This window comes from Bacillus sp. JH7 (genome assembly GCF_001563515.1).
Classification (GTDB): domain Bacteria; phylum Bacillota; class Bacilli; order Bacillales; family Bacillaceae_G; genus Bacillus_A; species Bacillus_A cereus.
The window spans coordinates 2720212-2745189 of record NZ_LPUS01000001.1; the positions used below are offsets into that span (position 1 = coordinate 2720212).

The following is a 24978-nucleotide window of genomic DNA, read 5'->3' on the forward strand; positions in this document are numbered from 1 at the left end:
TTTTTCTCCTTTATCTCTATTTTTGAAGAAAATGCTGTATTGTTCGCACCGTTTCTATCATGTGTGAAATAACAGCTATTAAATCATCAACATGGTCTTCTGTAATCGCTTTTTGAAATAGAATCTCTACCTTATTATGATATGAAATCGCTTGCTTATTATATTCGTATGAAACTTTCTGCATAATCATTCTTTCTTTTCCCCATATAGAACGCATTAATGTTTCAATTTCTTCGCATTTTACTTCTGGTTGCTCTAACGGGAATGAAAATGCTAGCTTCATTTCACAACCTGGTGTAAACTGAGGCACTTCTAGTATTTCACCAGACAAGTTCTTTGCATCCACAGATAATGAAAATGTTGCTTCTACTAATGGTTCAAACGGTTCTGTTAATTGAAATGAGATATGATATATACGACTTAATGAAGCAAGATCCATCATATCTTTTCGATCTGTTACAAGAATATCTCCATGTAGATCAAAATCATACACAGCACCTTCTACGATTACTTTTAAATTGTCAAAAGCAGTTGGATCAAACATAATTTCCTCCAAAAAACAGGCGCCTTTCGATGGAAAGGCGCCACTTGATGTATATATAGTTTACAGATAAACGAGATGAATTACAACCTTTTAGAATAAACCTACTGCTTTTCCATCTTCATTTACATCCATTTGAAGTGCTGCTGGTTGTTTTGGAAGACCTGGCATTGTTAACATTGTACCTGTTAACGCAACGATAAAGCCTGCACCGATAGATGGTTTTAACTCACGAATTGTAACGATAAAGTCAGATGGACGACCTAATTTTGTTGCATCGTCAGAAAGAGAGTATTGTGTTTTCGCCATACAAACTGGTAGGTTACTCCAACCTTCTCCTTCATATTGAGCTAATTGCTTACGTGCTTTCGGAGCAAATTCAATATCTTTTGCGCCATATACTTTTTGAGCAATTGTACGAATTTTTTCTTCTAAGGGTAATTCTAATTCATAAAGTGGTGCGTAGTTGTTTTCACCTTTTTCGATTTCTTTTAGTACTTTTTCAGCAAGGTCAACTCCGCCTTGGCCACCTTTCTCCCAAACTTCTGTTAAGGATACTGCATAGCCACGCTCATTACACCACTCTTGTAAGTATGTAACTTCTGCATCTGTATCTGTAATGAATTTATTAATTGCAATTACGAAAGGCACACCGAAGCTTTGAATTGTTTCAACATGCTTCTGTAAGTTTTCCATACCTTTTGCTAATGCATCTACATTTTCTTCTTTTAATTGATCTTTTGCAACGCCGCCATGCATTTTAAGCGCACGAATCGTCGCAACAATAACAACTGCTTCTGGTTTAATGCCAGCTGCACGAGCTTTAATATCTAAAAACTTCTCAGCGCCTAAATCAGCACCGAATCCAGCTTCTGTAATAACATAATCACCTAATTTTGCTGCCATTGTTGTAGCGATAACACTGTTACAACCGTGAGCGATATTCGCAAATGGTCCGCCGTGAATGATAGCTGGTGTATTTTCTAACGTTTGTACTAAGTTTGGTTTTAATGCATCTTTTAATAATAATGTTAACGCACCTTCTACACCTAAATCTTTAACCGTTACAGGTTGATTTGCAAAGTTATAAGCAACTACGATGCGTGATAGACGCGCTTTTAAATCTTGAATATCTGTTGCAAGGCAGAATACCGCCATAATTTCAGATGCTACTGTAATATCAAAACCGTCTTCACGTGGTACACCTTGAACTGGTCCACCAAGACCAATTACTACGTTACGAAGGGCACGATCATTTAAGTCAACACAGCGTTTCCAAACGATTTTACGTGTATCAATTCCAAGTGTGTTTCCTTGTTGGATATGATTATCAATAAACGCTGCTAATGCGTTATTAGCAGTTGTGATCGCATGGATATCTCCAGTAAAGTGAAGGTTAATGTCTTCCATAGGTACGACTTGTGAAAAACCGCCACCCGCTGCTCCACCTTTTAATCCCATCGTCGGTCCAAGAGATGGTTCACGAAGTGCAATTACTGTTTTCTTACCAATTTTGTTAAAAGCTTGACCTAAACCAACTGTTACTGTTGATTTACCTTCTCCAGCTGGAGTTGGGTTAATCGCTGTTACTAAAACAACTTTACCGTCTTCCTCATCTTGTAAGCGCTTAAAAATATCAAGAGATAACTTACCTTTATAATGCCCGTATGGCTCTAATTCATCTTCTAAAATATTTAAATCAGCTGCAATTTCTTGAATCTTCTTCATACTCGCTTCTTGTGCGATTTCAATATCGGATTTCACTGTTGTAGTAGTTGTCATATACCCTAGTCCCCCTTTAATTGGTTCTGATGATATTGTATCAGTTTTTTGTATTTTCTGCACTTATTTACCTCCTAAAAATTCTTTCATTTCTTTATACGTTTTTTAACATAAATACCCATAAGAATGTTAACGATTGTTGCAACTCTGTAGGTAGTTGACCTAACATCTTCTCATTTACTCCGCGCTTATATACGCCGATGCCATCTATAACTTTAAAACCTTGTTCTTTCGCTAACTGTTCAAATTCCCAAGGCATCATCGTATTACAAACAACGTCTTTTCCGTACAAGCGAGGATAACTATTCTCTCGTGGCTTTGCTGTCGGTCCTAAAATTGCAATACATGCATATCCATCTTTCTTTAACACACGCTTTATTTCATTTAACGCTCGTAATGGCTCTTCCGTCCATTCTAAAGAATTAATTGCCATAATTGATTCAAATTGCTCATTTTCAAATGGTAATGCAGAAAGATCTCCTTTTATAAAAGATAAATTCGGTCCTTCTCCGCGCTCCTTACCTTTTTGAATCATCACTTCCGATAAATCTACTCCCACTGCTTTATAGCCTGCGCGACTTAATTTATATGTACCGTAGCCATCACCACAACCAACATCGAGCACTTGTGCTTCTTTCTTCACGTATTGTTCAAAAAACGGAATAATTGTACTTCTGCTACCACTGTCCCACATCTCTTGACTATTTTGATTCCAAAACTCTGCACTACTATCCCATTTCTTTTCTGCTGATTCATGCCAATTAAATTTCGTCATACATTCCCCTACCTTCACGCTTTATCATTCATTTCATTCTACATCATTTTCCAAAATTCCTGTTTATCTTCATTAGGAGATGTACAAGCTAATAATGGAATCTTTATTCTCCAATTTTTGCTTTACTTGGGTTTAACTCATACTCATGTTCTTCTCTTTATGTAAGATACTATAGGTACACCCAATTGAAAGAGAGGGATGTACATGCGAAGAAAGAGAAATCATCATTTTAAAAGTGGTGAAAAAAACGAAGAGTATGCAGCTGAAATATCACCAGCTGGCATTCCGATTAGACATAAGCGTAAAGAAATTGCAAATGAAATAGAAGGTACAAATACCGGTGCAATGGTAGGCTATGTCGCTTTATTTCTTTCGCTTTTCTCAATTGCATTTTATCCGGTTACACTCGGCTCTCTTGCGATTTTAGTCGGCTTATTAGCTGTCAATTTCGGAGCAAGAACACTTGGATATACAGCAATTGGTTTTGGTAGTTTTTCTGTTTTATTTACTTTACTTTATCCGCTTGCTTTGTCAGCGTTTTAAAAAAACACACCAAGTTATACTTGGTGTGTTCATTCATGATACAACATAATATGACCGCATCCACAACAATGTTTCGCTGTAATTTCTTGAAACACTGGATAATTTTCTTCATCTCGATGCTCAATAAATACTTTTTCAAATCGATACATGTTTGGTGCATATGCCCAATCTTGTTTCGTACGTGCATATAACGTTGAGGAAAAAAACTCCTCACCACCGCAAACGATACATGTGTTCTTCATCGCTATCCCTCCTATGCTTGTCTTACTTCATCTATATGAACATAAGCATAAAAAAAAGACCTTCTATTACTAGAAAGTCTTCTCTGAAACAAAAAGAAATGTACCAAACATTCCTACTCCGCTATATTCTTTTGAAACACCAGCTTCTGTTTTAAATGTTTGCTTTACAGTCATAAAGAATACACCATTTCGTGCATCTGTACTTTCAAATTGTAGTTTTTCTTTTTTACCATCTACATTTTGCGTGCATTCAAAACTACTCTCATTACAATTCAACGCATACTTATCCTCTACATACACTTTAAAATCTGATTCTTTCGGACAAGTTATAAGTAATATTGCCACGAGAATAATACTTATAATACCCACAATTGTATAATATTTCTTCATTTGTACTCCTTTCAAATGACAAGAAAACTTGACTTCATACGCCAAGTTTTCTTAGTCAACAACCCATTGCCACTCTTGTTCTTTCTTATCAAAAATGAGCCAACCTGTTTCTGTTGCTTCCTCTTTCAATTCATCGATATTATCTAACACCTCATCCGTACTTTCATACGAACCAACTACATATACCGGAATTTCAAGACCTCTTCTTGACTCAATCTTCCCTGCTAGATCTATGTAAAGACCATCTTCCATTAGTGGAATCAGTCCCATGATCAATTCTTTTGAAATTGCTGGGAAAATTTTTGATTTTTGGAAGAAAGAAAAACGTTTCTTACCGAAAGCACCGAGTTTATACGGAATGACTTTACTTAACATTCCTACAAAATCAGCAATTCTACGATAATACACTTTGTTGTACCATCCGTCATCATGTGAAAAATAAACAAATCGATTTTTCAACAGCGGAAAGAATGTTCTTGCAAGTGGTTCTTTTTTGTGAGCCAAATATAATAATTCTGCAATTTCTTTCGGCTCTAATTCATCTAAATCGCTTGCATCATCAAAATCTACCCAACAAAATTCATCAAATTCATCAATCTCTGCTTGAATTAACTTATGTATATTTTCTTCCTCAACATATTCAAATAAAGTATGATAATGAAAATCCGTCCATTCAAAGTTGTGCTTCAAAAGCAACACTTGATGAAGCGGTGAAGGGATGTTACTCGCAAACTCTTTAAACGTAATTCCTGATGTAATAAAACAATGACCTCGACGATTACCATTAATATATATCATATTCTTTACTTGGTCAGATCCTCCAGACAAAGCACCTAGCCACCTTCGTTTTATATGTTTCAATTCTATAGCATATTTTAACATGAAAAATTTTAGAAACATAGAAAAAACTTCAAAAACTATTTACAATTTCATGTGTTTTATTACATAGTGATTACAAGAAAAAACGCCTGCTCATAAGCAGGCGTTTTTAAAGGATTTCATCTGGGTTTTGAGGATGATGATTTCCCTCTTTCTTTTCTTCTTTTTGGAACATCGATTGAATTTTATCAATTGTTTGTGGAGCTAATTCAATCATTTTTTCTGCTAAATGTGTCGCATTTTGTAGATGAAGAATATTTACTCCATCTTTATTCACCACAAGAAATGCTACTGGTGTAATAGAAACACCACCCGCGCTACCGCCACCAAATGCAGCGTTACCGTTTGCTCTTTGTCCATCATTCGTTTGGAAATCAGAACCTCCTGCTCCAAAACCGAACGCTACTTTAGAAACCGTTAACACCACACCACCGTCAGCCGTTTGAACAGGCTCTCCAACAATCGTATTTACATCAACCATTTCTTTTAAATTTTCCATTGCTGCTTTCATTAACCCTTGAATTGGATGATCCACCGTTCATAACCTCCTTTGTCATATCTTTCCTAGTTTTTCCGAAAGTTTGTGAACTAAACATAAAATTTTATATTGATTTCAAAAAACTTAAGTTGTAATATTTAGAAAAATAAAAAAAGAGGTCGACCTACTAATCACTTTAATCACCTTACATAATTAAATTTTATTTTAGAAGTTAAAATACTCTCCTATAAATTATTACTTTTTTACCACCAAAACTTACAATACGCACTTTCTTTATGCCTTACGTTTCGATATACCTTTTTTATTTTTCCTTTGATATCTTGGAGTTTCCCTTTTATGTTGCTCCCACGTTTTATTAAATGACTGAAATTTAAACTTGCAATATGCTAATAGCTGAAATCCTGCTGCTGCGATGGCTATCGTATACAGTGAACTCCCCCCCACTTAGTATCTCTTATGAGCATACCCCTAAGTGGGGGCTTCTCGGTTCATCGCTACTTTTGATAGCTAACGAATTTGTCCTAGGACAGCCGAGCTAACTCCCTTGTTCCAAAGGTTATTTTGTTACTATTTATGCCAACGCTAGTAAGCGTATGGCTTCTTTTTTGATATTGATAGCTGCGTTATAATCACGGCCGATTGTGAGTCCACACGAACACGCATACATGCGTTCACATAATGGCATTTCTTTTTTATTTCTACAACGACTACACATCTTTGTAGAAGGAAACCATTTATCTATTTTTACAAGCTGTTTTCCTTGTTCTTGCAGCTTATATTCTAAAAATGTCGTGAACATCCTCCAACCGTTGTCCGCTACACTTTTACCAAAGCGAAGTGCTCGTGCCATTCCTTTCATATGTAAGTCTTCAATTGCTACAACGTCAAAATTCGTAGCTAATTCTTTAGACTTGTGATGAAGAAAATTTTTACGTTGATTGGCGACCTTTTCATGCAACTTCGCTACACGAATACGTTGTTTATTCCAGCGCACTGAACCTTTTACACGCCTTGCTAATACTCGTTGTGCCTTCGCTAATTTGTCTAATATCTGATGATAAAAGCGAGGATAATTGGCTTTCTCATCTTCGCTACTCACGTACAATTCAGCCATTGCGAAGTCTAATCCAACTACACGTTCTACTTCTTTTGGAGTGATTTCTTTTTCATATTCGGTCAAAATAGACACGTAATACTTACCAGTTGGTGTCATCGAAATCGTACATGATTTGATGATATGATTTGGCGGGATCTCTCTATGTTGCTTCAGTTTCACCATTTTCAATTTTGGTAATTTGATATAACCATGAAATAACATAATATTTCCGTTTACTCGATTCGTTGTATAGGATTTTCTACTCTTTTTATTTTTGAATGTAGGAAACTCACTTTGACCACTAAAAAAATTCTTATACGCAGTTTGCAAGTTTAATTGAGCGTTGGCCAATGCCAATGAATCAATTTCTTTCAACCATTCATACTCCACTTTATATTTCGCAGGAGTAGGGAATTTTTGTTTCTTCAGCTCTTCCTTGTTCGCTTTGTGTTTTTCATATATTTCTTTCCGTTCAGCCAGCATTTTATTATACACAAAGCGTACACATCCGAACGTTTTACATATGAGATGTGCTTGTTCTTCTGTTGGATACAGACGAAATTTATACGCCTTATTCTGCTTTGGCATATCCATTCACCTCATTTTCCGCTTCATTTCCCATAAGCTATGACGGTGATCACACAACCTGAACACTACAAGATTATTATCTACTTTCATTGTTATACCAAACTTTACCTCTTATAAGACTGATTATATCAGGGGCGAAATAAATAGGAAACTCAAATGTTTGGCTACGCCAAATCGACATTCATCCCCCACTTACCGCTAGACTATCGTCTTTCACACGCCTCTGGGAGGATACTTCTTTCGGATAATACGTTAAAAGGGGCCCTACTACATACCTAAAGTATCCCACCCATAATCGTTATGAAAATATATCAAAATAAAACTAGTTGCTGCGTAAAATGTAGCCCCCTTCATCATCTTTCCCTTTGTTTTACTAAAGAAAGAAGCATACCTTTCATCCATACTAAACGCACCTTCACTCGCTTGTTTAAACGTATCAAGCGTTGTCACAATATGAACAATAATTCCACCTAATACTAATAGCCCTACATAAACACGTGTATTGAGATCAATTGAATGCTCTATCATCCCAGAAAGTACAAATAACGTGCTTTAGGGAATAAATATAGAATTAAAAACATTACTTGCAAACCATATAACACTAATTCAATCCTAACAATTACCTTATCAAACAAGGTAGTATAATAATCCATTCCTCCCACAAAAATAATAACCATAAATAATGAAGTATAAAATATCGTTCCGAGCATAAAACCCTTAGCACCTTCAGGACTTAAACGTCCTTGACATGTCATCCTAAACTTATCTAAATCTTCTTCTTTTATATCCCACACCCTGACTCTTCACCCTCTATACAGTTTAAATAAATTTCATTCACTTCAATTCTATTTCACTCTTATTTACTTTCCGGTTTGGATTTTGTATTTCGCTTTCGAATTCTCCCACGCATTCTCTCATTCTCTTCCCATGACATATTAAATGACTTGAATTTAAATCTACAGTACACCAATAGTTGAAATTCTGCCGCTCCAATGGCTACTGTATACAGTAAAACAATACCTACCGCATAAAGAACTAAAACATCAATTCCATAACCATCATGAAAATATATCAAAATAAACAGGATTAGCACATATATTGTAGCCCACTTCATCACATCTCCTTTTCTTTTACTAAAAAATGAGATGGATCTTTCATCCTTACTAAACGCACCTTCACTCGCTTGTTTAAATGTATCAATTGTTGTCACAATATGAACGATAACTGCTCCTACAAATAATAACCCTACACAAATTAAAGTCATTCGATCAATTGAATAATCAGATATCCCAGGAAGAACTAACGCTGTAAATGTTATTGTACCTAATTGAAATGCATATAATAATACAACGAGCGTTTGTAACTTTTGAAATTTATAACGTGCTTTTGGAAATGAATATAGAATTAAAAAGATGCATTGTAAGCTATATAAAACAATTTCAATTTTAACAATTGTTTTGTCAAAGAAAGTATTATAATACTCCAAGCCCCCCATAAAAATAAAAAACATAAATACTGAAGTATAAACTATCCCTCCAATAAAGAAAACCATAGCCCCCTCAGGACTTAAACGATTATTACATGTCATTCGAAATTCATCTAAATCTTCTTCTTTTATATTCCACATCCTGGCTCTTCACCTCCTATACGTTTCAATTATTTTTCGAACACTAAAATTCTATTAATATATTATTTATTTTTCGTTTTGAATTTCTTATTTTGTTTTCGAATTCTCCCACCCATTCTCTCATTCTCTTCCCATGACATATTAAATGACTTGAATTTAAATCTACAGTACGCCAATAGTTGGAATTCTGCCGCTCCAATTGCAACCGCATACATTAATACAGTTCCCACTCCATACATAACAAAAAAATCAATTGAATAATCATTTTGAAAATACATTAAAATAAGTAGTATGAATATATATATTATAGCCCCCTTTATCATAGCTCCTTTTGTCTTACTAAAAAACGAGGTGGATCTTTCATCACTACTAAATGCACCTTCACTTGCTTGTTTAAATGTATCTAGTGTTGCTACAATATGGATAATAACTGCTCCTACAACTAGTAGCCCGGTATACATCCTACCAATTGAATTGTCAGACATTTCAGAAACAATCGAAACTACAAATAATATCGTTCCAAATTGAAACGCATATAGTAATACGATTAGCGTTTGTAACTTTTGAAATTTAAAACATGCTTTCGGAAATAGATATATAATTAAAAATATAATTTGAATACTAAATAACACAATTTCAGTTTTAACAATTGTTCTATCAAAAAAATTGTTGTAGTAATTCAAATTCCCTACAAAAATAATAAACATAAATATTGAAATATAAAATATCGTTCCAAGCATAAAACCCACAGCACCTTCAGGACTTAAACGTCCTTGACATGTCATTCGAAACTTATCTAAATCTTCTTCTTTTATATTCCACACCCTGACACTTCACCTTCTATACAGTTTTAATAAGTTCCATGCACTAAAACCCTATTACCTTCTTAACATTTTTAAGTACATAGATTTTTGTACAACTAAATTCAGATAATCTTTTAGGTATACCATTACCACATTAATTACCATAATCATATAATCAGATTGCTTTTTGATAGTCCAAATAGTATCCTTTCTCCTCAAAATTTCCAAATACTCTTCTCTCTTTCACTTAAGTATAACCGTCTTCTTGTCACCTTCATCCATTGCCTTTATTAGGCTCTCATACTTTATTTTGATTTCCCAAAACTACACGCGCTCAGCAAAACATAACTGTCATCACAGTAACTATTTTTCAATACCCCTTTACTCATATCCTCACAACATTTATCGTTCTCAAAATTCAATTAAAATATATTATTTTTGATTTATATACTCTTTTTCATAATTTACATATTCTTTTTTAGAACTTTGATTATTATCTTCCCTGGTATGATAATATGTTGAAATTTCTTGATTGCGTTTTATAAGCTTATCTTCTTTTCTTTCTTCATAATTTACCGATATTGTTATTTGTATTATTCTCATTTGATTTTCTTTTGTATCATTAGGCGTATTAAATTCAATCATCAATATTGCAGAATCAAATTTATCATATTTTAAATTTAACTTGTCATTTATTATGCTTTTAAACTGTAATTCAGTTAAATCATAGCTTATTATGCTCGGTTCACTAAATCTTTTTGTATCTTCACTCGGTTTCAATTTACTAAGTTCATTTAATCCTCTAAACATTATTTTTACATATGAAACATCTATGCCTTGATTCTGGGCTATTGAACGAGATTTTTCATTTTTCAAATTTGTACTATAGACAGTTTCTTTTTTGTAATTTTGATTACTACCAACGTTTTTATCATTTTTTATATCAGTAGCAATCTTTTGAGTTGTTTTCCCATATAAGTCGTTTTCTTTCACATTATATATTCCATGGGTTGTTTGATATATTATCCTGCTATGTTCACCATCTTCTTTTTCTTCATAAGTACTTTCGCTAGTCTCTTCTTTCACATATGCATATCCATCATCACTCGCAGACATAACCGTTTTCATATCACCTTCATCCAATGCCTTTACTAATCTCTCATACTCTATCTTCATCTCCCCAAAACCACATCCACCTAATAAACTTGATACTATTGACAGAACTATCATCATCTTAGCTTTCTTCTTTAACTTCATACTGACACCCCGTTGATTTCTCTAGGCATTTTTAAGTTCATTATGTTCCTTTTTGGAAAGTAATACATTTCACCTTTACTTACTGCTATTTATTTACTCATACAGATTATATTGAAGATACTTTAATTTTTAATAGCATCGATTTATATACAATCCTTAATTGCTTATATATTCTATTCGAATTTTCAGAAATCAAAACTTATTTTATTTCTTTTTCTTTCTTTTCTTCTCTCTCTTTATAACGCTTTAAGAATTCCTGACGCTCCCTTTCGTGTTCCTCCCACGAAATATAAAATGAAGGAAATTTAAATCTACAATAGGCTAATAATTGGAACTCTGCTGCACCTATGGCTACCGCGTACATGATTAGAGTCCCTCCCGCATACAATCCTAAAATATTTAGTGTATAATCATTATGCACATAAATTAAAATGAGAAGCGTTAACACATAAATTAGAGCACACTTAATTGCAATCCTCTTTGTTTTACTAAAAAATGAAGAGGATTTTTCTTCCGTACTAAATGCCCCTTTACTTGCCTGTCTAAAAGTATCAATAGTCGCTAAAATATGCAAAATGACTGCTCCTAAAAATAATAACCCAACATACATTAATGTAATTTGATCAATCGAATAATTTGACATCCCTGGGATTATCAGTATTGTAAATGTTATAGTACTTAGCTGAAACGCATATAACAGTACCACAAGTGTTTGTAGTTTCTGAAATTTAAATGACATCTTAGGAAACAGATAAATAATTAAAAAAATTACTTGAAGACTATAAAACACTAACTCAAAGCTAACAATTATTTTATCAAAGAGAGTCGGGTAATAACTCCAACCAAACCTTATTAACCCTACAATAAGAAAAAACATTATTAATGAAATAAAAAACATCGTTCCAAACATAAACCCTGTAGCCCAGTCGGGACTTAAGCGGTTCTTACAAGTACTTTTAAATTCATTTAAATCTTCTTCTTTTATATTCCACATATAATTACACCATCTTTTCTAAAATCATGTAATAACTCTATTTTTGTAGACAAACTGAAAGTAAATAAATGTTTTTAGTATTTCATATTAAACTAGCCTTTTTTACTTTTTTTAACAAACACAAAATACAGCGATAGCATTAGTATTAAGCCTATTCCACAAACCAATACACCTCCATATTCTTTCTGGTATAAAAAAATAAACATAGTAACAATATAGCCCGGTATTGACAAAATAATGAGCCACTTCCCCAGAAACTCTGCTACTTTATATAGAATTAAAAAGATAAACATAATCCCAACAATAATAGGTGCTATTACACCTTCAAAAAAAACTTTTTCTTTTTTTACGGCTTTAGAATCTTTATTCAAGATATTACATTCCTCCCTTTACTAGTTAATTTATGAATAATGTATTCATTCTATCTTCAATGTAAGTTTACGAGTATCATTTATAACTTTCATTTCAGTTTTTGTTTCGCCTTTGTTCTTTCTCTCTTATTCTTTTTCTATTTGCTATAAATTCTTGGCGTTCCTTTTCATGTTGTTCCCACGTAATATTAAATGATGGAAATTTAAAGCGACAATACACCAATAGGACGAATTCTGCTGATACTACAGCGAATATATATAATATTATTGTTTGTGTCACATAAATTGCCATTTCATCAAATGTATAATTAAGGTTTAAAAAAATTAATACAAGTAGAACTATTACACCGATCGTTATTCCAATCAATAAATATAATTTCGTGTTAGTAAAAAATGAGACAGCCGGTCCTTCTAATTTATATCCTCCATGCTTTGCTTTTCTAAAAACATCGATCGTTACTACAATGTGAGTACAGATTGCACCTAATAGTATTAAACCAACATAAACCAGTGTTTTATTATCACATGGAAAATCAAAGATTTCTTCCACCACCATAGCCATAAATGGTAATGTTGCTAACTGAAAAGAATAAAATACAGTCACAATGGTTTGGAGTTTCTGTAATTTAAAAGCAATTTTTTTAGACATGAATAACATTAAAAAAACGAACTCCAAAATATACAATTTCACTTCAGTTTGTACAACCATCTTCTCAAAAGGAGTTAAAGAAATCTTATCACCATTTAGCAAAAGAATTAAAAACATAATAAGCATGGGTATAGAAGTATATGCAAAAACTCCCCCATAAAAGATTCTTATATAATCCGGACTTAATCGGTTTTTATTTGTAATTTGAAAAAAACCTAAATCTTCTTCCTTTATTTTAAGCATTCATCTTTCCCCATTTCGACGCAAAACTTATTTTATTTCTTTAGTTTTCTTTTTTTCCTTCCCTTCATAAAGCTTTAGTCTTTTCTGACGCTCTCTTTCATGTTCCTCCCACGAAATATAAAATGATGGAAATTTAAATCTGCAATAGGCTAATAATTGGAACTCAGCTGCACCTATGGCTACCGTGTATAGTATAAGGGTCAATACAGAATACCAACCTATTTGCTCCATCGTATAATCATTATTAATATAAATTAAGATTAAGAGAGTTAATACACATAATATAGAGGCAATCATTAAAAAATCTTTTGTCTTACTAAAAAATGAAACTGAATTTTCCCACTTACTAAATGCGCCTTCGCTAGCTTGCTTAAAGGTATTAATCGTTGTAAAAATATGAATAATAAAAGCTCCTAACAATAATAAGGCTACATAAGTCAATGTAATACGATCATTTGAATAACCAAAAATACTCGAAACAACTACTGTTACAAATCCTATAGTCGCAAGTTGAAGTGCATATAACAATATAACTATAGCTTGTAACTTTTGAAATTTAAAACGGGCTTTGGGAAATAAATATACAATAAGAAAAATGATTTGTAAGCTATACAAACATAACTCTATTTTAATAATTGTTTCCTCTAGTAAACTAGGATATACGGACCAACCAAATTTCACCAAACCATAAATTACACCTAACATGATTAATGAGGTGTATATGATTGAACCTAGCATAAAACCTACAGCAGCCTCAGGACTTAAACGATTTCTACATGTTATTTTAAATTCATCTAAATCTTTTTCTTTTATATTCCACATCCAATTGTCCCACCCTTAACTACATTCACTTAAATCATGTAGATTAAAAATAAAAACCTTCTCATTTTAACGAAAAGAGAAGGTTTTCTTACTGTTATACATTCATGCCATATTCAAAACTTTCCCTCTTCAAATAACGTATTATAGTTGTTAATCTTTGTATTTTTGCTATTAATTTAGGCATTTTTACTTTTCTTAAAAAACACCAAATATGCAAATAATGACGAAATTAAGAGGAATACACCCGCCCCTATACCCTCATATATTTTAAAATAAACAGCAGCAATTATCACAAATATTGACATTATTATTATTAGAATCATTGTATATTTCATTATAAATTCTAACGCTTGATAGATAGATACTATTGTCCTTTGAAAAAAACTTTGCTCTGTTTCTGAAACATTCCGATCCTTAATCAAAATAACACCTTCCACTCTTTACAAATTGACTTTTGAATAAACTTTCCCCTTCAAACTAGCAACAAAGCGAACTATAGCACGTAACTACTACCAATACAGAATGAGCCCGTTGAAAATCACATGTCGAAATATTAAGTTAATTACATATAAATTTGAGAACGCAAAACCTCCTCATTCTAACGAGAAGAGAAGGTTTTATTTATGATATTTCCCCAAACCCTATTCAAAACTATCTCTTTTATGATATTTCATGATGTTTCCATATGTTAAAAGTCACAAGCTTAAAATATTATTCTTCATTAAATACAGCAATCTTCACTTCAACATACTGTAAAGACTCATCACCGCTAAACACATGATAAATTGGCGAGGCTAAATTCAGATTATTATCCTCCATATACAGAAGCATTTCACCATATACCTGCTCTGTTAATTTTTCATAATCTCCCGTATATCGTTTCATGAGCATCTCATCAACATAATAATAGCTCCTAAATTGAAGTGTTTCTGATGCTGGAATTTTATCTTCATTTACTGGCATGAATAATTCAACGTACATATTTTCATCAGATGGTATATTTTTCAAAGCATAAAACATCGGACCTTTTACTGTTAAATTCGCTGTTGCAATTTCTGACATAAAATGTTCAATTGCTTCTTCCATATCTTCGTAATGAAAATAGTACTCCTTCGAAACAACATTTGTATATGCAATACTTTGTCCTTCAATTATCATTTTATTGTTTCACCTACTTCTATAATAGGAGCATAAATATCTAGCCACATGTCACCGTATACGTCTAAACATACGTGATAAAAACCGTTATCTAATTTAATATGATGCTGTTCTGCAAACTCATGTATTAAATTATAAGCCTCCTCAATATCACCATCTTCATCTGTAAATCGAACACTTAATGCCTCTTCAATAATTAATCCATCAACGTATTCATATGCAGAATTCTCTCCCAATTTAACACGCTCATTTACTGGAACAGAATACGTATATTCACCGTACTCTGGTTCATTTTCCAATGGCTGATATTTAAAAAGAACAGGACCTACTGCATATATTCCATTATGAACAACTTGATTTCTCAGTGCGATAGCAGGTAATAACCAATCTTCTTTTTTTACAATTTGAGTAATACTAATTAAATTTAAAAGTGATAATGCTTTATATTGAATTTTCATAATAACTACTCCTTTTACTATATCTTGGCTATATTTTTTATGTTTCTTCAAATGTCACTTACGCTCTCCTTCATATTCCTTCCACATTATAGTAAATGACGAACATTTAAATCTACTATACTCATTTCCTTTACGCCTTACGTTTTGATTTACCTTTTTTATTTTTCTTTTGATATCTTGGAGTCTCTCTTTTATGTTGCTCCCATGATATGTTAAATGAAGGGAATTTAAACCTACAATACACTAATAGCTGAAATTCAGCTGCACCTATAGCTACTGTATACATTAAAACAGTACCTATTACATATCCAATAAAAGTGTCAAACGTATAATCATTATGAAAATAAATTAAAATAAGTAGGATTAATGCGTATATTGAAGCCACTTTCATCATAGTTCCTTTTGTTTTACTAAAAAAGGAAGTGGATCTTTCATTCATACTAAACGCACCTTCACTTGCCTGTTTAAACGTATCAATCGTTGTCACAATATGAATAATCACTGCTCCTAAAAATAAGAAACCTACATATACTAATGTAATTCGATCAACTGTATAATCAGACATTCCAGGAAGAATTAGAGCCGTGAATAATATCGTACCTAATTGAAATGCATATAATAATACAACAAAAGTTTGTAACTTTTGAAATTTAAATCGAGCTTTTGGAAATGAATATAGAATTAAAAAAATTATTTGCAAGCTATATAGCACAAGTTCCATTCTAACGATTGTTTTCTCAAAGAAAGTAGTATAATAGTCCCAACCAAACGTTACTAAAGTACCAATAAGAAAAAACATCATTATTGAAACAAACACTATTGTTCCTATCATAAATCCAAAAGCACCTTCAGGACTTAATCGACGTTTACATGTCATCCGAAATTTATCTAAATCTTCTTCTTTTATATTCCACATTACCTATATGCACCTTTCTTGTAGTCTTATTACCAAAATATAGATCCAAGTTTGTGTGTTACTTTTTTAACTCCTTTTTTAGCAAGATCAATTGCATTGTCTTCTCCTCCTAAAAAAGACCATTTTTTATTAATTGCCCATGTAAGTCCTACGGCAACACCAGCTCCAACCACAGTTCCAAGCGGCGGAAGGAAAAACGATCCTGCTACAGCTCCAGCTGCCATCGCTCCAGCATTTGCTCCAATATCTACAGCTGAATCTGTTGCTATATCAGCTACATCATGTAACTGCCAACCATCATCTTTAGTAGCGTCTACAACATTCCCTCCGACTGACACAACAGCCCCAAAAATACCTGCTCCTTTTAATACTGTGGCCGGTTTCCCCATACCTTTAAACATTTCTTTCCATTTCCCAGGATGTAAATCCTTTAAACCGTCTGCATAAGCAGTCTTAAATGCACTCAATCCTCTCTCCCCAATTGCAGTAGGCAATCCTTTCTTCTCCCAATCAACGTGGAAATCTTGATAACTTTGAAACTCTGGTAATTTTAAAATAGTTTTTCTTGCTTTTTTTATTTGTGAATTTGTTGTTTTTAAATTACCAAATTCAAATTCTAATTTATTCTTGATAAATCGAACTAAAACATCATCATTATTATCCATTGTAAGGATTTTTGCTACTTTAACCAAATCTTCTTTCTTTAATGTCGATAGTTCATATACTCCTTTCCCTTTTCGACCTTTAGGATCAAAAAGGACGTCTAAAGCATAATTCTTTTTAACATAATGCATGCGTATATAGGAAGCTAAAAGAGCCTTAGTTCCCTTAACACTAATGTCGAATTTGGTCATTGTATCTGCCATTACCTTAATGATATTTCCAATTGCCACGCTAGATATAAGTTTCCCTATTGAAGCGATAGACAAATTCCCATTATTCACTTTTATTTGCTTCATTCCCTCATCTATCTTACGCATTAATTCATCAAACTCTTGCAGGTCACTTTGCTTACTGTTATAAGTCTCTAATTTTTCTAATGTATCACTAATTTCTTTTTGGCTTTTTACAGCGCCTTCAGTGATGCTTGATGATGATGGATATTGAATTGCGACGATGTCACTAATCGTACCTACTGTTTTTTTCGCCTCTTCATTAGAGTAGCTAAACCCTTCACTATATCCATTAACTTTTTTCTTTACATCATCCAAATAACTTCCATGAATTTTTGCATCTGCATCACTGTCAACCTCACTGTTAAACTCCTCTATTGCTTTTTGAAATTGATTTTTTAACATTTCCGTTGTAACTGTAAATCCCGTGATAACAGCTCCATGAACTGTAGATAAATGATTCTTAATAGTATCAGCAGCTTTCCCTTGAAAAGAGTTAATTTGTGTAAAGTCCTCTATTTTTTGTTGCAATGTTTCCAAATGTTGATTTAACTCTTCAGCACTTGAATTAAACCGCTCTTGCAGTTCTTTTACTTCTTGTAACTCTATGATTTTGCTCATATTTTCTCCCTCCTATCCCTTTACATAGCACGGTGAGCTGAACTGTCTTTCAAATCTTTTCCCAGCTTTTCATCTTGCTGAACCATTTCTTGTCCTGTTTGCTGAATGCTACTAATATCCTTTTGTAGTATTTGTTCATATTGCTGCACTTTTTTCGATAACTTTTCAATCGCTTCACAATATTTTTTCAGTTTACTTAAATTCGTACGATGTAACTGCATACCATTAAATTTAGTCTTACCTAAATCACTAGCACCACTTTTCAAATCACTTACTTTCGCATCAAATACCCCTTTATTTAATTTAATTTCCCCCATTTATCATTTCCCCGCCTTCTGTACTTCTACTTGAATACTAGCGTCAACCATTGAAACACTTCTACTTAGAGAAAGAATACTAGACTCACATGTAGCGATTTCTCTTTCAAGCCGCCGTATAGCTTGATCGATGTCTTCTTGCACTCTCCCTAGTTCTCCGATAAACTTCCCCAAATTCGAAATGACTTGTTGTTCATACGTTTCTTTAAAAGTAGTTGCTCTTTGCCCTTTCCAACTACTCTCGTTTATTTCTAAAGACTTAAATTGCTCTTGATTTTGTTTAATTGCTTCAAGATTATTTACAAATTTCCCTTTAGCAGTTATTAGCCTTCTTAGTTTCATTTGTAGTTCAGCCAATTGCCCTTGTTGATGACTTATACTACTTAATAAACCAGATTTTTGACTATTTAATTCCTCTATCCCCATGCAAATCCCCCCTTAAATAGTTGGCACTTTAATTCTAGTAGCAAAACGATTTTCAACAAAATACCCTTCAAATGGATTTAATTTTGTACTACTTAAATCTTTATTAGATACATCGAAGACCATTTGGCCTGATGATTTTCTAAGTAAAATAACATGAGATTGCGTTTTTATTGTTTTTGAAACTAAGTCGTATCGACTGTCAATTGAATCAACATCACAGCCAATTACGAAGTGGATGCCCATAAATGCACCATTTGTTATTAATTCCGCTAAACTATATATATCGCTATCTTCTAAATTACTTAAAATATCATTTACATCTGCAATTACGATTACAATCGGCTTAAATTTCTTAATAAATTCTGCCGGGTTCACTGTTTCACTTGATGCTTCCTGCTCCTCTTTAAACGCCGCTTCTCTCGATTTATAAGCGTTTGTAACTTGTTTAATCGTTTTCTCAATTCCTGTTTTTTCAGCTACATATAAAGCAGCGCTCTCTCTATAGTTTGAGAAATTTCGTGTTCTTGTATCAATTAAACCTAGGTCAAAGTGTCCACTGTCTGCTAACTGTTGAAGGAATTGATGAACTACATTTTCAACTTCATCTTTCTTAATTCCCCCTACAACAATATTAGACGCTTCCGTTAAATCTAATTCGAGAGGCGTAACGTTTTCTGTCTCTACACCAAATGTTAGTTTGCCTGCTTCAATAATTTTTCTTGTTTCTGGCCATGCAATGAATTCCTTGTATTCCAGAACTTCAGGTACCATAGGAATTGCTTTCGGTCTTTCTCCATCCCAGAAGGAATCCATCTCTTTTCCTTCAGCTTGTATATTTTCAATTCGAGTAAGGACATCTTCTCCATTTGTCGGTAAAGCTGTTTGGAAGATTGTTGGTTCGTCAATTTTAACTAAACCACGGCCTGCTAATTCTTCAATTTTCAACTCTGTTCTTCCTACAATAGCTCTAGATTCTGCCTCATCTATCATATATAGCGCAATTTGTAGTTTAATATTTGTATTTACTTGTACTCTCAATGCATTTTGACGTGTAGCCGTAAGCATTAAATGAATTCCTACTGCTGCCCCTTCACGTACAATTTGTGCAATAATGCGTTCAAAGTCTTCGACAAATCCAGCTTCTCTAACAGCATCATAGTTATCTAACGTAATTAATATTGTTGGTAATACTTCTTTACTAGCTCTCTCATACATTTCAAGACTCGCAACACCATATTTACTTAGCAATTGCTTTCTATCTTTTAATAGGTCTTCTATGCGACGAAGAAATTTCTCGCATTTTTCAACTTGGTCTAATGTAATGATATCTGCCACATGCGGTAAGGATTTTAATGGCATTAAGCCATTTGTTCCGAAGTCTAATAAATACACATGCAAATGCTCCGGACTATGCTGACGAGCTACATCCATAATGACTGATTGTAAGAATGTTGATTTTCCGTAGCCTGGACTTGAGAAGACCGCTACGTGTCCGTCTTTACTAATATCTAGTGTTAATGGTGTTTGTGATTGTAATTCAGGCTGATCTAGTAGGCCAATTGTTGCTTGTAATGGTTTCTTTTCTTTCGTCCATGCTTCTTTGAACTGAATAGCATGTAAGTCTTGTAAATATACGCTTTCTGGAAGTGGTGGTAACCACGGTCTTGCTAATGCTTCAATTTCATTTATTTCTGCGTAATCGTGAATGTAGTCAATAACAGCATCCAGTTCAGATGGTACGCTTATTACTTCTTTACTGCTACCAAGTCCACTTAAATCTTCACTTAATATTTCATATTGTCCTAGATCATTTATTGCATAGATTGTTGCGTCTAAATGTTCTTTATCCTCTTTGTTTTCTACATAGTCTGCTCCGCTCCAAGCTGATTGGAATAGTTCATAAATTTCATTATTCCCAACTTGTAAGTAAGCACGTCCTGGTAATGTAATTTCAGCAGCATCTGGTGTTTTTAAAATTTCATTACTATCTGACGTATTTTGAACTTTTAGTGCTAGTTTGAATTTCGAGTTACTCCAAATTTGATCATCTACAACACCACTTGGTTTTTGCGTAGCTAATATTAAATGAATTCCGAGTGAACGACCGATACGCGCTGTTGAAACTAACTCTTTCATAAATTCTGGTTGTTCTGACTTCAGTTCCGCGAATTCATCACTAATTAAAAATAGATGTGGCATCGGTTCACTTACTAAGCCTTCTTTATACAGTTTTTGATACTGATTAATATGGTTTACATCATTTTCGCCAAATAATCGTTGTCTTTTTTGTAATTCAGCTTTAATTGATGCGAGCGCTCTCATACTTTGTGCTCCATCTAAGTTCGTAATTGTTCCTAATAAATGCGGTAAGTTTTTGAATAAATTCGCCATTCCGCCGCCTTTATAGTCAATTAGTAAAAAGGCTACTTCGTACGGGTGAAAATTGACTGCTAGAGATAAAATATACGATTGTATAATTTCCGATTTACCTGAACCTGTTGTACCTGCTATTAATCCGTGTGGTCCGTGTGCTTTTTCGTGTAAGTTTAAGTTTACGATATCTTCTTTACCACGTAATCCAAGTGGTACAGCTAAAGATTTATGCGCTGCATTTTTCTCCCAACGACTTGTGATATTCAGTTCTTTTACTTTTTCAACGCCGTACATTTCTAAAAATGTTACGCTTTCTGGAATACTATTTTTTAAGTTTTGCAAATGATTTAATGGTGCTAATGCCCGTGAAATATCTTCTAAATTGAACCCTTTCGGTACGTGATTTAGTTTAAATTGACGGTTAACAAGCTCTCCTTGCTCTAAGATGATGTTCCCTTGTTTTGCATCTCTTATATCTATTACCGTTTTCACATGCTCCGGTAAACTTTGCATAACATCTTGTACAAATACAAGTGATACACCTAATTGACTCGGATCATCATTAAAGAATTCCATAACAACATGGTCTAATATTAGTTTTTCATCTGTAATGAGAACGACATAGTGCGGTGCAAAGTACATTTTTTCATTAGTAGAACTTTTTTCATCTAGTTTTAATTTTCGTTCTTTCAATATTTGATACAAACTATTTAACACTTGATCACGGCTACGATCATGGTATACAAATCCACGTACATTTATATCGCGAACACTTCCATGAGGTAACCAGCGCATCCAATCCCATTTTTCTTTTTCTTCTTCCGGAAAAATAGTAATAAACTGCAAGTCATAATAACTATGGAATAAAGCCGTTTGTGCAACTAATAATTGTAATTGCTCTAACACTAAAGAGCGTTGGCCAATATAACCGACTGGTCCATTCATTAAATCTGTTACAACTGGTACATCTTCCAATGATAGATAACGCTGTCTTAGTTCACGTGCTATATCGATTAATTCATCTTTCGTTTGACTAAACTCTTCTTCATTAAATTGAATTTCAAAACTCGTATTAGCTTGTCCTGTTCCAACGCTAAATGTTAAGAAATCATGATGTAACATTGTTTTTTCATAAATTCTAGGATTTACTTGAACTGCCATATTACGTATTACTTCTACATTTGGATTGTGATAATGTAATGCGTGACGCTGTTTTTCACTTTCTGCATGTAAATCTTTCGTTTTTTGTTTTATATACTCTCTATAGCTTTTATCTCGTTCAACAATGTCGACTTTATATTGCTTCAAATTTTTAATATACGATGTGACAGAAACAATGATTGTTACTAATGTCATCGCAATCGATGCGATAATAAACATTCCATATTTCATGAAAATAGCAAGTAATACAGTTACGACAATCATGACAAGTGAAGGTGCAATGATTCTTGCTAAATGCTCCGTTGGTTTTGATGGCATACTTGAAGGCTTTGCAATTGTCATTTTCTCTTCTGGTTCACGGTAAATAATACGTGGTGAACGATGATAGTCTGGATAACCACTTTGATAATTCGTTTCTGATTCTACTAAAATAGGTAACGCAGATTTCACTTTATCTTCTGAAGAAAGTACTTGAATGTCTTCACTACCAATCTCCAATAAAATACCATCAAAATATAATACGTCTCCTGATTCCAACATAACGCTATCTTTTAACTTCGTATAATTATGAAATACATCCCCGCCATACACGTTCACTTTAAAAGAATCGTACAACGTTTCGCGAGATAGCATTAAATCTACACTAGTCCCGGTAATAGAAATATCATCGTAATCGTTTTGACTCACTGTAAGAGAATGTTTCGTTCCAATATCAAACACTTTAGTTGTACCAACAATAGATATAAAGATTTTCAAGCTCACATCTCTTGTTTTCCCAATCTCAATTTCCTTATTGAATTCTATTAATTGATCCTGTACCATCCAAGCATTTACTTCATTATTCCACTTTAACTCTACTTCTTGTTCTAAACTTGGATTCGTAATATCATTTGTCCACTCTTTTCCAATCGACACTATTGATTGCTCATTTGGATGTAATGTGCACTTATATATTTTGTCTCCATAAGTCAATACTAATAGTTGCTCCATCCGTGTTCACTGCTCCTTTTCAACTGTCTCATCAAGTGCTTACTCTTTTTTCTCTGTGTCCGACAAATTTTTATCGTTTGATGAATTGCCATATTTCTTTTTATATTCATCTAATTGTTGCTCATATGTTTTTAACTTTTGATCACGTTCTTCCCCTGATAAATCCGGATTATTTTTCAGTGATTCAATTTGTTTAACAAGGCCGTACATAATAAGCTGAGGATCATCAAGTGTCTTAGCTAAATCTAATGATTTATCAAAATTACCTTTTCCGTTATACATCCAATACAGCAAATACTTTTCATCACTTTTCAAACTAATGTTTTTCATAATCGATTTCTTTTGAGCTTCACCTAGTTTTTCAGCTGTAATGTATGCAAATGCTAACTCATATTTAGATGCAATCGGTAATGATTCAAACTCCTCTTCATTCAATTGCGTAATGACTTTGTCATAATCAGTTGCTATGAAACTTGCATTTGCTTCTAACAATTTATTTTGATAAGGAAATTTTATAAAAGTGAAATATATTAAAGGAGCAGCTAAAATAACTGTCGCCGCTATGAAGGAAAAAGCTAAGTATTTAAATGATTTATAGCTTTTTTTAGGTACTAACTGCATATTTTTTTCTGTTTTTGTTTGTTCCTTCTCAAAGCTGTCATCAAGAAACTGCAGTAATGCATCTAAGCTTTCCATTTGAGCAACGGTCTGTTCAAATGTTGTTTCTTTTGCATCTTTTAGTAACCCAGCATACAAATCATCAAAGTTATGTTTTTGGGAGAATAAAGCAATAATTAGACACTTATATTGTGTTAAAAATTGCTCTTCTAATAACGGGGTTGGCGGAACAATATCTCGAATTCCTCTATGTATAATACTTGGTATTAAATTAGCATTAAAAACTATATTGTCTGGATGTAAAAAGAACGTGATTCGTTTATTTAAATATTTACGAAACTGCGCAACATTCCGAAGTAGTCTTAATTTCTCATTTCTTCCAAAACGGCTAAGATCGTCCCACTTATATAATTTTTTATCTACTTGATATAGAAACGTAAACATATCATCCGTTTCTTCTATTGTTAATGGTACAAATTCAGATGATTCGCCCGTAATTATATCGAATTGACGGAAGTCTTTTATACGTGTTTGAGATTTGGTCATCTCCAATTTCCAATTTTCTTTTTCTATTTGAAATTGATAGTTCATTGCATCAATTTGAATTATTTTTTCCGTCATGTTTATCCTCTTCTCCTTTTCTTTATAACCCGTAATAACTTATTTTCAAATAACTAAAAGTAAAAAATATTCTTTATAAAACTTGCAAAATATCTCCATCTGTTATTTGGTGATCAATTAAACGATCATTATCTGTTAAAACAATTGACTTATTTTTCACTTTAATTACAAAATGTGAACCTTCATGATTATCAATCTTTAGCGTATCTAATAAGTTTTTTAATAAATATTTAATAGATTGATGATTCGGAATACGCAAATCATATGTATTTCCATTCCATTTACTAAAATCTACTGTCACATTGATATGTGTTTGTATTGCCAT

Annotated in this window: 26 protein-coding genes and 2 pseudogenes; 1 reads left to right on the forward strand and 27 read right to left on the reverse strand. The window is 33.1% G+C overall.

The genetic code is table 11. The annotated features are described in order from the left end of the window. Positions 1–16: 16 nt before the first annotated feature. The 3 genes from AU379_RS13585 to AU379_RS13595 form a co-directional block, all read right to left on the reverse strand. The gene (locus AU379_RS13585; RefSeq protein WP_061139412.1) at positions 17–544 is read right to left on the reverse strand and encodes a hypothetical protein; all 528 of its coding nucleotides are present in this window, start codon (positions 542–544) and stop codon (positions 17–19) included. 90 nt (positions 545–634) lie between these two features. Continuing rightward, positions 635–2323, reverse strand: coding sequence for a formate--tetrahydrofolate ligase (locus AU379_RS13590; RefSeq protein WP_013141915.1), 1689 nt, complete (start codon positions 2321–2323; stop codon positions 635–637). Positions 2324–2417: 94 nt separating this feature from the next. Then, complete coding sequence (locus tag AU379_RS13595) at positions 2418–3098, reverse strand: class I SAM-dependent methyltransferase (protein WP_000160043.1); 681 nt, start codon at positions 3096–3098, stop codon at positions 2418–2420. Positions 3099–3302: 204 nt separating this feature from the next. Here AU379_RS13595 and AU379_RS13600 point away from each other — a divergent pair, with 204 nt between their 5' ends. After that, a complete protein-coding gene (locus tag AU379_RS13600; protein WP_001253201.1) occupies positions 3303–3641 on the forward strand; it encodes a hypothetical protein in 339 nt (112 codons plus the stop codon). Positions 3642–3670: 29 nt separating this feature from the next. Here the strand turns inward: AU379_RS13600 and AU379_RS13605 are convergent, their stop codons facing one another. The 24 genes and pseudogenes from AU379_RS13605 to AU379_RS13715 all read right to left on the reverse strand — a co-directional run bounded on the left by AU379_RS13605 (position 3671) and on the right by AU379_RS13715 (position 24978). Beyond that, positions 3671–3883, reverse strand: coding sequence for a hypothetical protein (locus tag AU379_RS13605; protein ID WP_000798747.1), 213 nt, complete (start codon positions 3881–3883; stop codon positions 3671–3673). Positions 3884–3952: 69 nt separating this feature from the next. Then, the gene (locus AU379_RS13610; protein ID WP_000761171.1) at positions 3953–4273 is read right to left on the reverse strand and encodes a hypothetical protein; all 321 of its coding nucleotides are present in this window, start codon (positions 4271–4273) and stop codon (positions 3953–3955) included. A 51-nt stretch (positions 4274–4324) separates the two neighbouring features. Continuing rightward, the gene (locus tag AU379_RS13615) at positions 4325–5101 is read right to left on the reverse strand and encodes an oxalate:formate antiporter (RefSeq protein WP_000014087.1); all 777 of its coding nucleotides are present in this window, start codon (positions 5099–5101) and stop codon (positions 4325–4327) included. Positions 5102–5261: 160 nt separating this feature from the next. Continuing rightward, the gene (gene ytfJ, locus AU379_RS13620) at positions 5262–5687 is read right to left on the reverse strand and encodes a GerW family sporulation protein (protein ID WP_000349986.1); all 426 of its coding nucleotides are present in this window, start codon (positions 5685–5687) and stop codon (positions 5262–5264) included. Positions 5688–6172: 485 nt separating this feature from the next. Beyond that, positions 6173–7335: pseudogene (locus AU379_RS13625) on the reverse strand (RNA-guided endonuclease TnpB family protein). 276 nt (positions 7336–7611) lie between these two features. After that, a pseudogene (locus AU379_RS13630) lies at positions 7612–8129 on the reverse strand (hypothetical protein); the annotation flags it as partial. A 62-nt stretch (positions 8130–8191) separates the two neighbouring features. Beyond that, positions 8192–8962, reverse strand: coding sequence for a hypothetical protein (locus AU379_RS13635; protein ID WP_044584395.1), 771 nt, complete (start codon positions 8960–8962; stop codon positions 8192–8194). A gap of 62 nt (positions 8963–9024) precedes the next feature. Then, positions 9025–9786, reverse strand: a complete 762-nt coding sequence (locus AU379_RS13640) for a hypothetical protein (RefSeq protein WP_044584394.1) — start codon at positions 9784–9786, stop codon at positions 9025–9027. A gap of 222 nt (positions 9787–10008) precedes the next feature. After that, on the reverse strand, positions 10009–10080 hold the full coding sequence (locus AU379_RS31220) for a hypothetical protein (RefSeq protein ID WP_116891186.1): 72 nt from the start codon (positions 10078–10080) through the stop codon (positions 10009–10011). Positions 10081–10197: 117 nt separating this feature from the next. Next, positions 10198–11022, reverse strand: a complete 825-nt coding sequence (locus AU379_RS13645) for a DUF3952 domain-containing protein (RefSeq protein WP_044584393.1) — start codon at positions 11020–11022, stop codon at positions 10198–10200. A gap of 199 nt (positions 11023–11221) precedes the next feature. Then, positions 11222–12016 carry a hypothetical protein gene (locus AU379_RS13650; RefSeq protein WP_044584392.1) on the reverse strand — a complete coding sequence of 265 codons (795 nt, stop codon included), beginning with the start codon at positions 12014–12016 and terminating at the stop codon, positions 11222–11224. 92 nt (positions 12017–12108) lie between these two features. Continuing rightward, complete coding sequence (locus AU379_RS13655) at positions 12109–12387, reverse strand: hypothetical protein (RefSeq protein ID WP_044584391.1); 279 nt, start codon at positions 12385–12387, stop codon at positions 12109–12111. Between the two features lie 94 nt (positions 12388–12481). Continuing rightward, positions 12482–13279, reverse strand: coding sequence for a hypothetical protein (locus AU379_RS13660; RefSeq protein WP_044584390.1), 798 nt, complete (start codon positions 13277–13279; stop codon positions 12482–12484). Positions 13280–13306: 27 nt separating this feature from the next. Further along, positions 13307–14101, reverse strand: a complete 795-nt coding sequence (locus AU379_RS13665) for a hypothetical protein (protein ID WP_000267169.1) — start codon at positions 14099–14101, stop codon at positions 13307–13309. 176 nt (positions 14102–14277) lie between these two features. After that, on the reverse strand, positions 14278–14523 hold the full coding sequence (locus AU379_RS30975) for a hypothetical protein (RefSeq protein ID WP_000588631.1): 246 nt from the start codon (positions 14521–14523) through the stop codon (positions 14278–14280). A gap of 289 nt (positions 14524–14812) precedes the next feature. After that, on the reverse strand, positions 14813–15259 hold the full coding sequence (locus tag AU379_RS13675) for a DUF5085 family protein (protein ID WP_000582716.1): 447 nt from the start codon (positions 15257–15259) through the stop codon (positions 14813–14815). Beyond that, positions 15256–15717 (reverse strand): DUF5085 family protein, encoded by a 462-nt coding sequence (locus AU379_RS13680; RefSeq protein ID WP_000701784.1) that lies wholly within the window; start codon positions 15715–15717, stop codon positions 15256–15258. Before AU379_RS13680 ends, AU379_RS13675 begins: the two co-directional genes overlap by 4 nt. Before the next feature lie 130 nt (positions 15718–15847). After that, complete coding sequence (locus AU379_RS13685; RefSeq protein ID WP_061139413.1) at positions 15848–16633, reverse strand: hypothetical protein; 786 nt, start codon at positions 16631–16633, stop codon at positions 15848–15850. A 29-nt stretch (positions 16634–16662) separates the two neighbouring features. Further along, positions 16663–18147 (reverse strand): T7SS effector LXG polymorphic toxin, encoded by a 1485-nt coding sequence (locus AU379_RS13690; RefSeq protein ID WP_044584389.1) that lies wholly within the window; start codon positions 18145–18147, stop codon positions 16663–16665. 20 nt (positions 18148–18167) lie between these two features. After that, positions 18168–18464 carry a TIGR04197 family type VII secretion effector gene (locus tag AU379_RS13695; RefSeq protein WP_000503887.1) on the reverse strand — a complete coding sequence of 99 codons (297 nt, stop codon included), beginning with the start codon at positions 18462–18464 and terminating at the stop codon, positions 18168–18170. 3 nt (positions 18465–18467) lie between these two features. After that, positions 18468–18890 (reverse strand): DUF5082 family protein, encoded by a 423-nt coding sequence (locus AU379_RS13700; protein ID WP_000510565.1) that lies wholly within the window; start codon positions 18888–18890, stop codon positions 18468–18470. 12 nt (positions 18891–18902) lie between these two features. Continuing rightward, positions 18903–23414 (reverse strand): type VII secretion protein EssC, encoded by a 4512-nt coding sequence (essC, locus tag AU379_RS13705; RefSeq protein ID WP_061139414.1) that lies wholly within the window; start codon positions 23412–23414, stop codon positions 18903–18905. A gap of 39 nt (positions 23415–23453) precedes the next feature. Beyond that, entirely contained in the window at positions 23454–24653 is a 1200-nt protein-coding gene (essB, locus tag AU379_RS13710; RefSeq protein WP_000136611.1) for a type VII secretion protein EssB, read from the reverse strand. A gap of 73 nt (positions 24654–24726) precedes the next feature. Further along, positions 24727–24978: an EsaB/YukD family protein gene (locus AU379_RS13715; RefSeq protein ID WP_001007571.1), complete on the reverse strand. Its 252-nt coding sequence runs from the start codon at positions 24976–24978 to the stop codon at positions 24727–24729.

Excerpts from the sequence above, each read along its gene's own strand:
- AU379_RS13585 (WP_061139412.1), bottom strand. The coding sequence starts at position 544 with ATGTTTGATCCAACTGCTTTTGACAATTTAAAAGTAATCGTAGAAGGT.
- AU379_RS13590 (WP_013141915.1), bottom strand. The coding sequence starts at position 2,323 with ATGACAACTACTACAACAGTGAAATCCGATATTGAAATCGCACAAGAA.
- AU379_RS13595 (WP_000160043.1), bottom strand. The coding sequence starts at position 3,098 with ATGACGAAATTTAATTGGCATGAATCAGCAGAAAAGAAATGGGATAGT.
- AU379_RS13600 (WP_001253201.1), top strand. The coding sequence starts at position 3,303 with ATGCGAAGAAAGAGAAATCATCATTTTAAAAGTGGTGAAAAAAACGAA.
- AU379_RS13605 (WP_000798747.1), bottom strand. The coding sequence starts at position 3,883 with ATGAAGAACACATGTATCGTTTGCGGTGGTGAGGAGTTTTTTTCCTCA.
- AU379_RS13610 (WP_000761171.1), bottom strand. The coding sequence starts at position 4,273 with ATGAAGAAATATTATACAATTGTGGGTATTATAAGTATTATTCTCGTG.
- AU379_RS13635 (WP_044584395.1), bottom strand. The coding sequence starts at position 8,962 with ATGTGGAATATAAAAGAAGAAGATTTAGATGAATTTCGAATGACATGT.
- AU379_RS13645 (WP_044584393.1), bottom strand. The coding sequence starts at position 11,022 with ATGAAGTTAAAGAAGAAAGCTAAGATGATGATAGTTCTGTCAATAGTA.
- AU379_RS13650 (WP_044584392.1), bottom strand. The coding sequence starts at position 12,016 with ATGTGGAATATAAAAGAAGAAGATTTAAATGAATTTAAAAGTACTTGT.
- AU379_RS13660 (WP_044584390.1), bottom strand. The coding sequence starts at position 13,279 with ATGCTTAAAATAAAGGAAGAAGATTTAGGTTTTTTTCAAATTACAAAT.
- AU379_RS13665 (WP_000267169.1), bottom strand. The coding sequence starts at position 14,101 with ATGTGGAATATAAAAGAAAAAGATTTAGATGAATTTAAAATAACATGT.
- AU379_RS13675 (WP_000582716.1), bottom strand. The coding sequence starts at position 15,259 with ATGATAATTGAAGGACAAAGTATTGCATATACAAATGTTGTTTCGAAG.
- AU379_RS13680 (WP_000701784.1), bottom strand. The coding sequence starts at position 15,717 with ATGAAAATTCAATATAAAGCATTATCACTTTTAAATTTAATTAGTATT.
- AU379_RS13685 (WP_061139413.1), bottom strand. The coding sequence starts at position 16,633 with ATGTGGAATATAAAAGAAGAAGATTTAGATAAATTTCGGATGACATGT.
- AU379_RS13690 (WP_044584389.1), bottom strand. The coding sequence starts at position 18,147 with ATGAGCAAAATCATAGAGTTACAAGAAGTAAAAGAACTGCAAGAGCGG.
- AU379_RS13695 (WP_000503887.1), bottom strand. The coding sequence starts at position 18,464 with ATGGGGGAAATTAAATTAAATAAAGGGGTATTTGATGCGAAAGTAAGT.
- AU379_RS13700 (WP_000510565.1), bottom strand. The coding sequence starts at position 18,890 with ATGGGGATAGAGGAATTAAATAGTCAAAAATCTGGTTTATTAAGTAGT.
- essC (WP_061139414.1), bottom strand. The coding sequence starts at position 23,414 with ATGGAGCAACTATTAGTATTGACTTATGGAGACAAAATATATAAGTGC.
- essB (WP_000136611.1), bottom strand. The coding sequence starts at position 24,653 with ATGACGGAAAAAATAATTCAAATTGATGCAATGAACTATCAATTTCAA.
- AU379_RS13715 (WP_001007571.1), bottom strand. The coding sequence starts at position 24,978 with ATGGCAATACAAACACATATCAATGTGACAGTAGATTTTAGTAAATGG.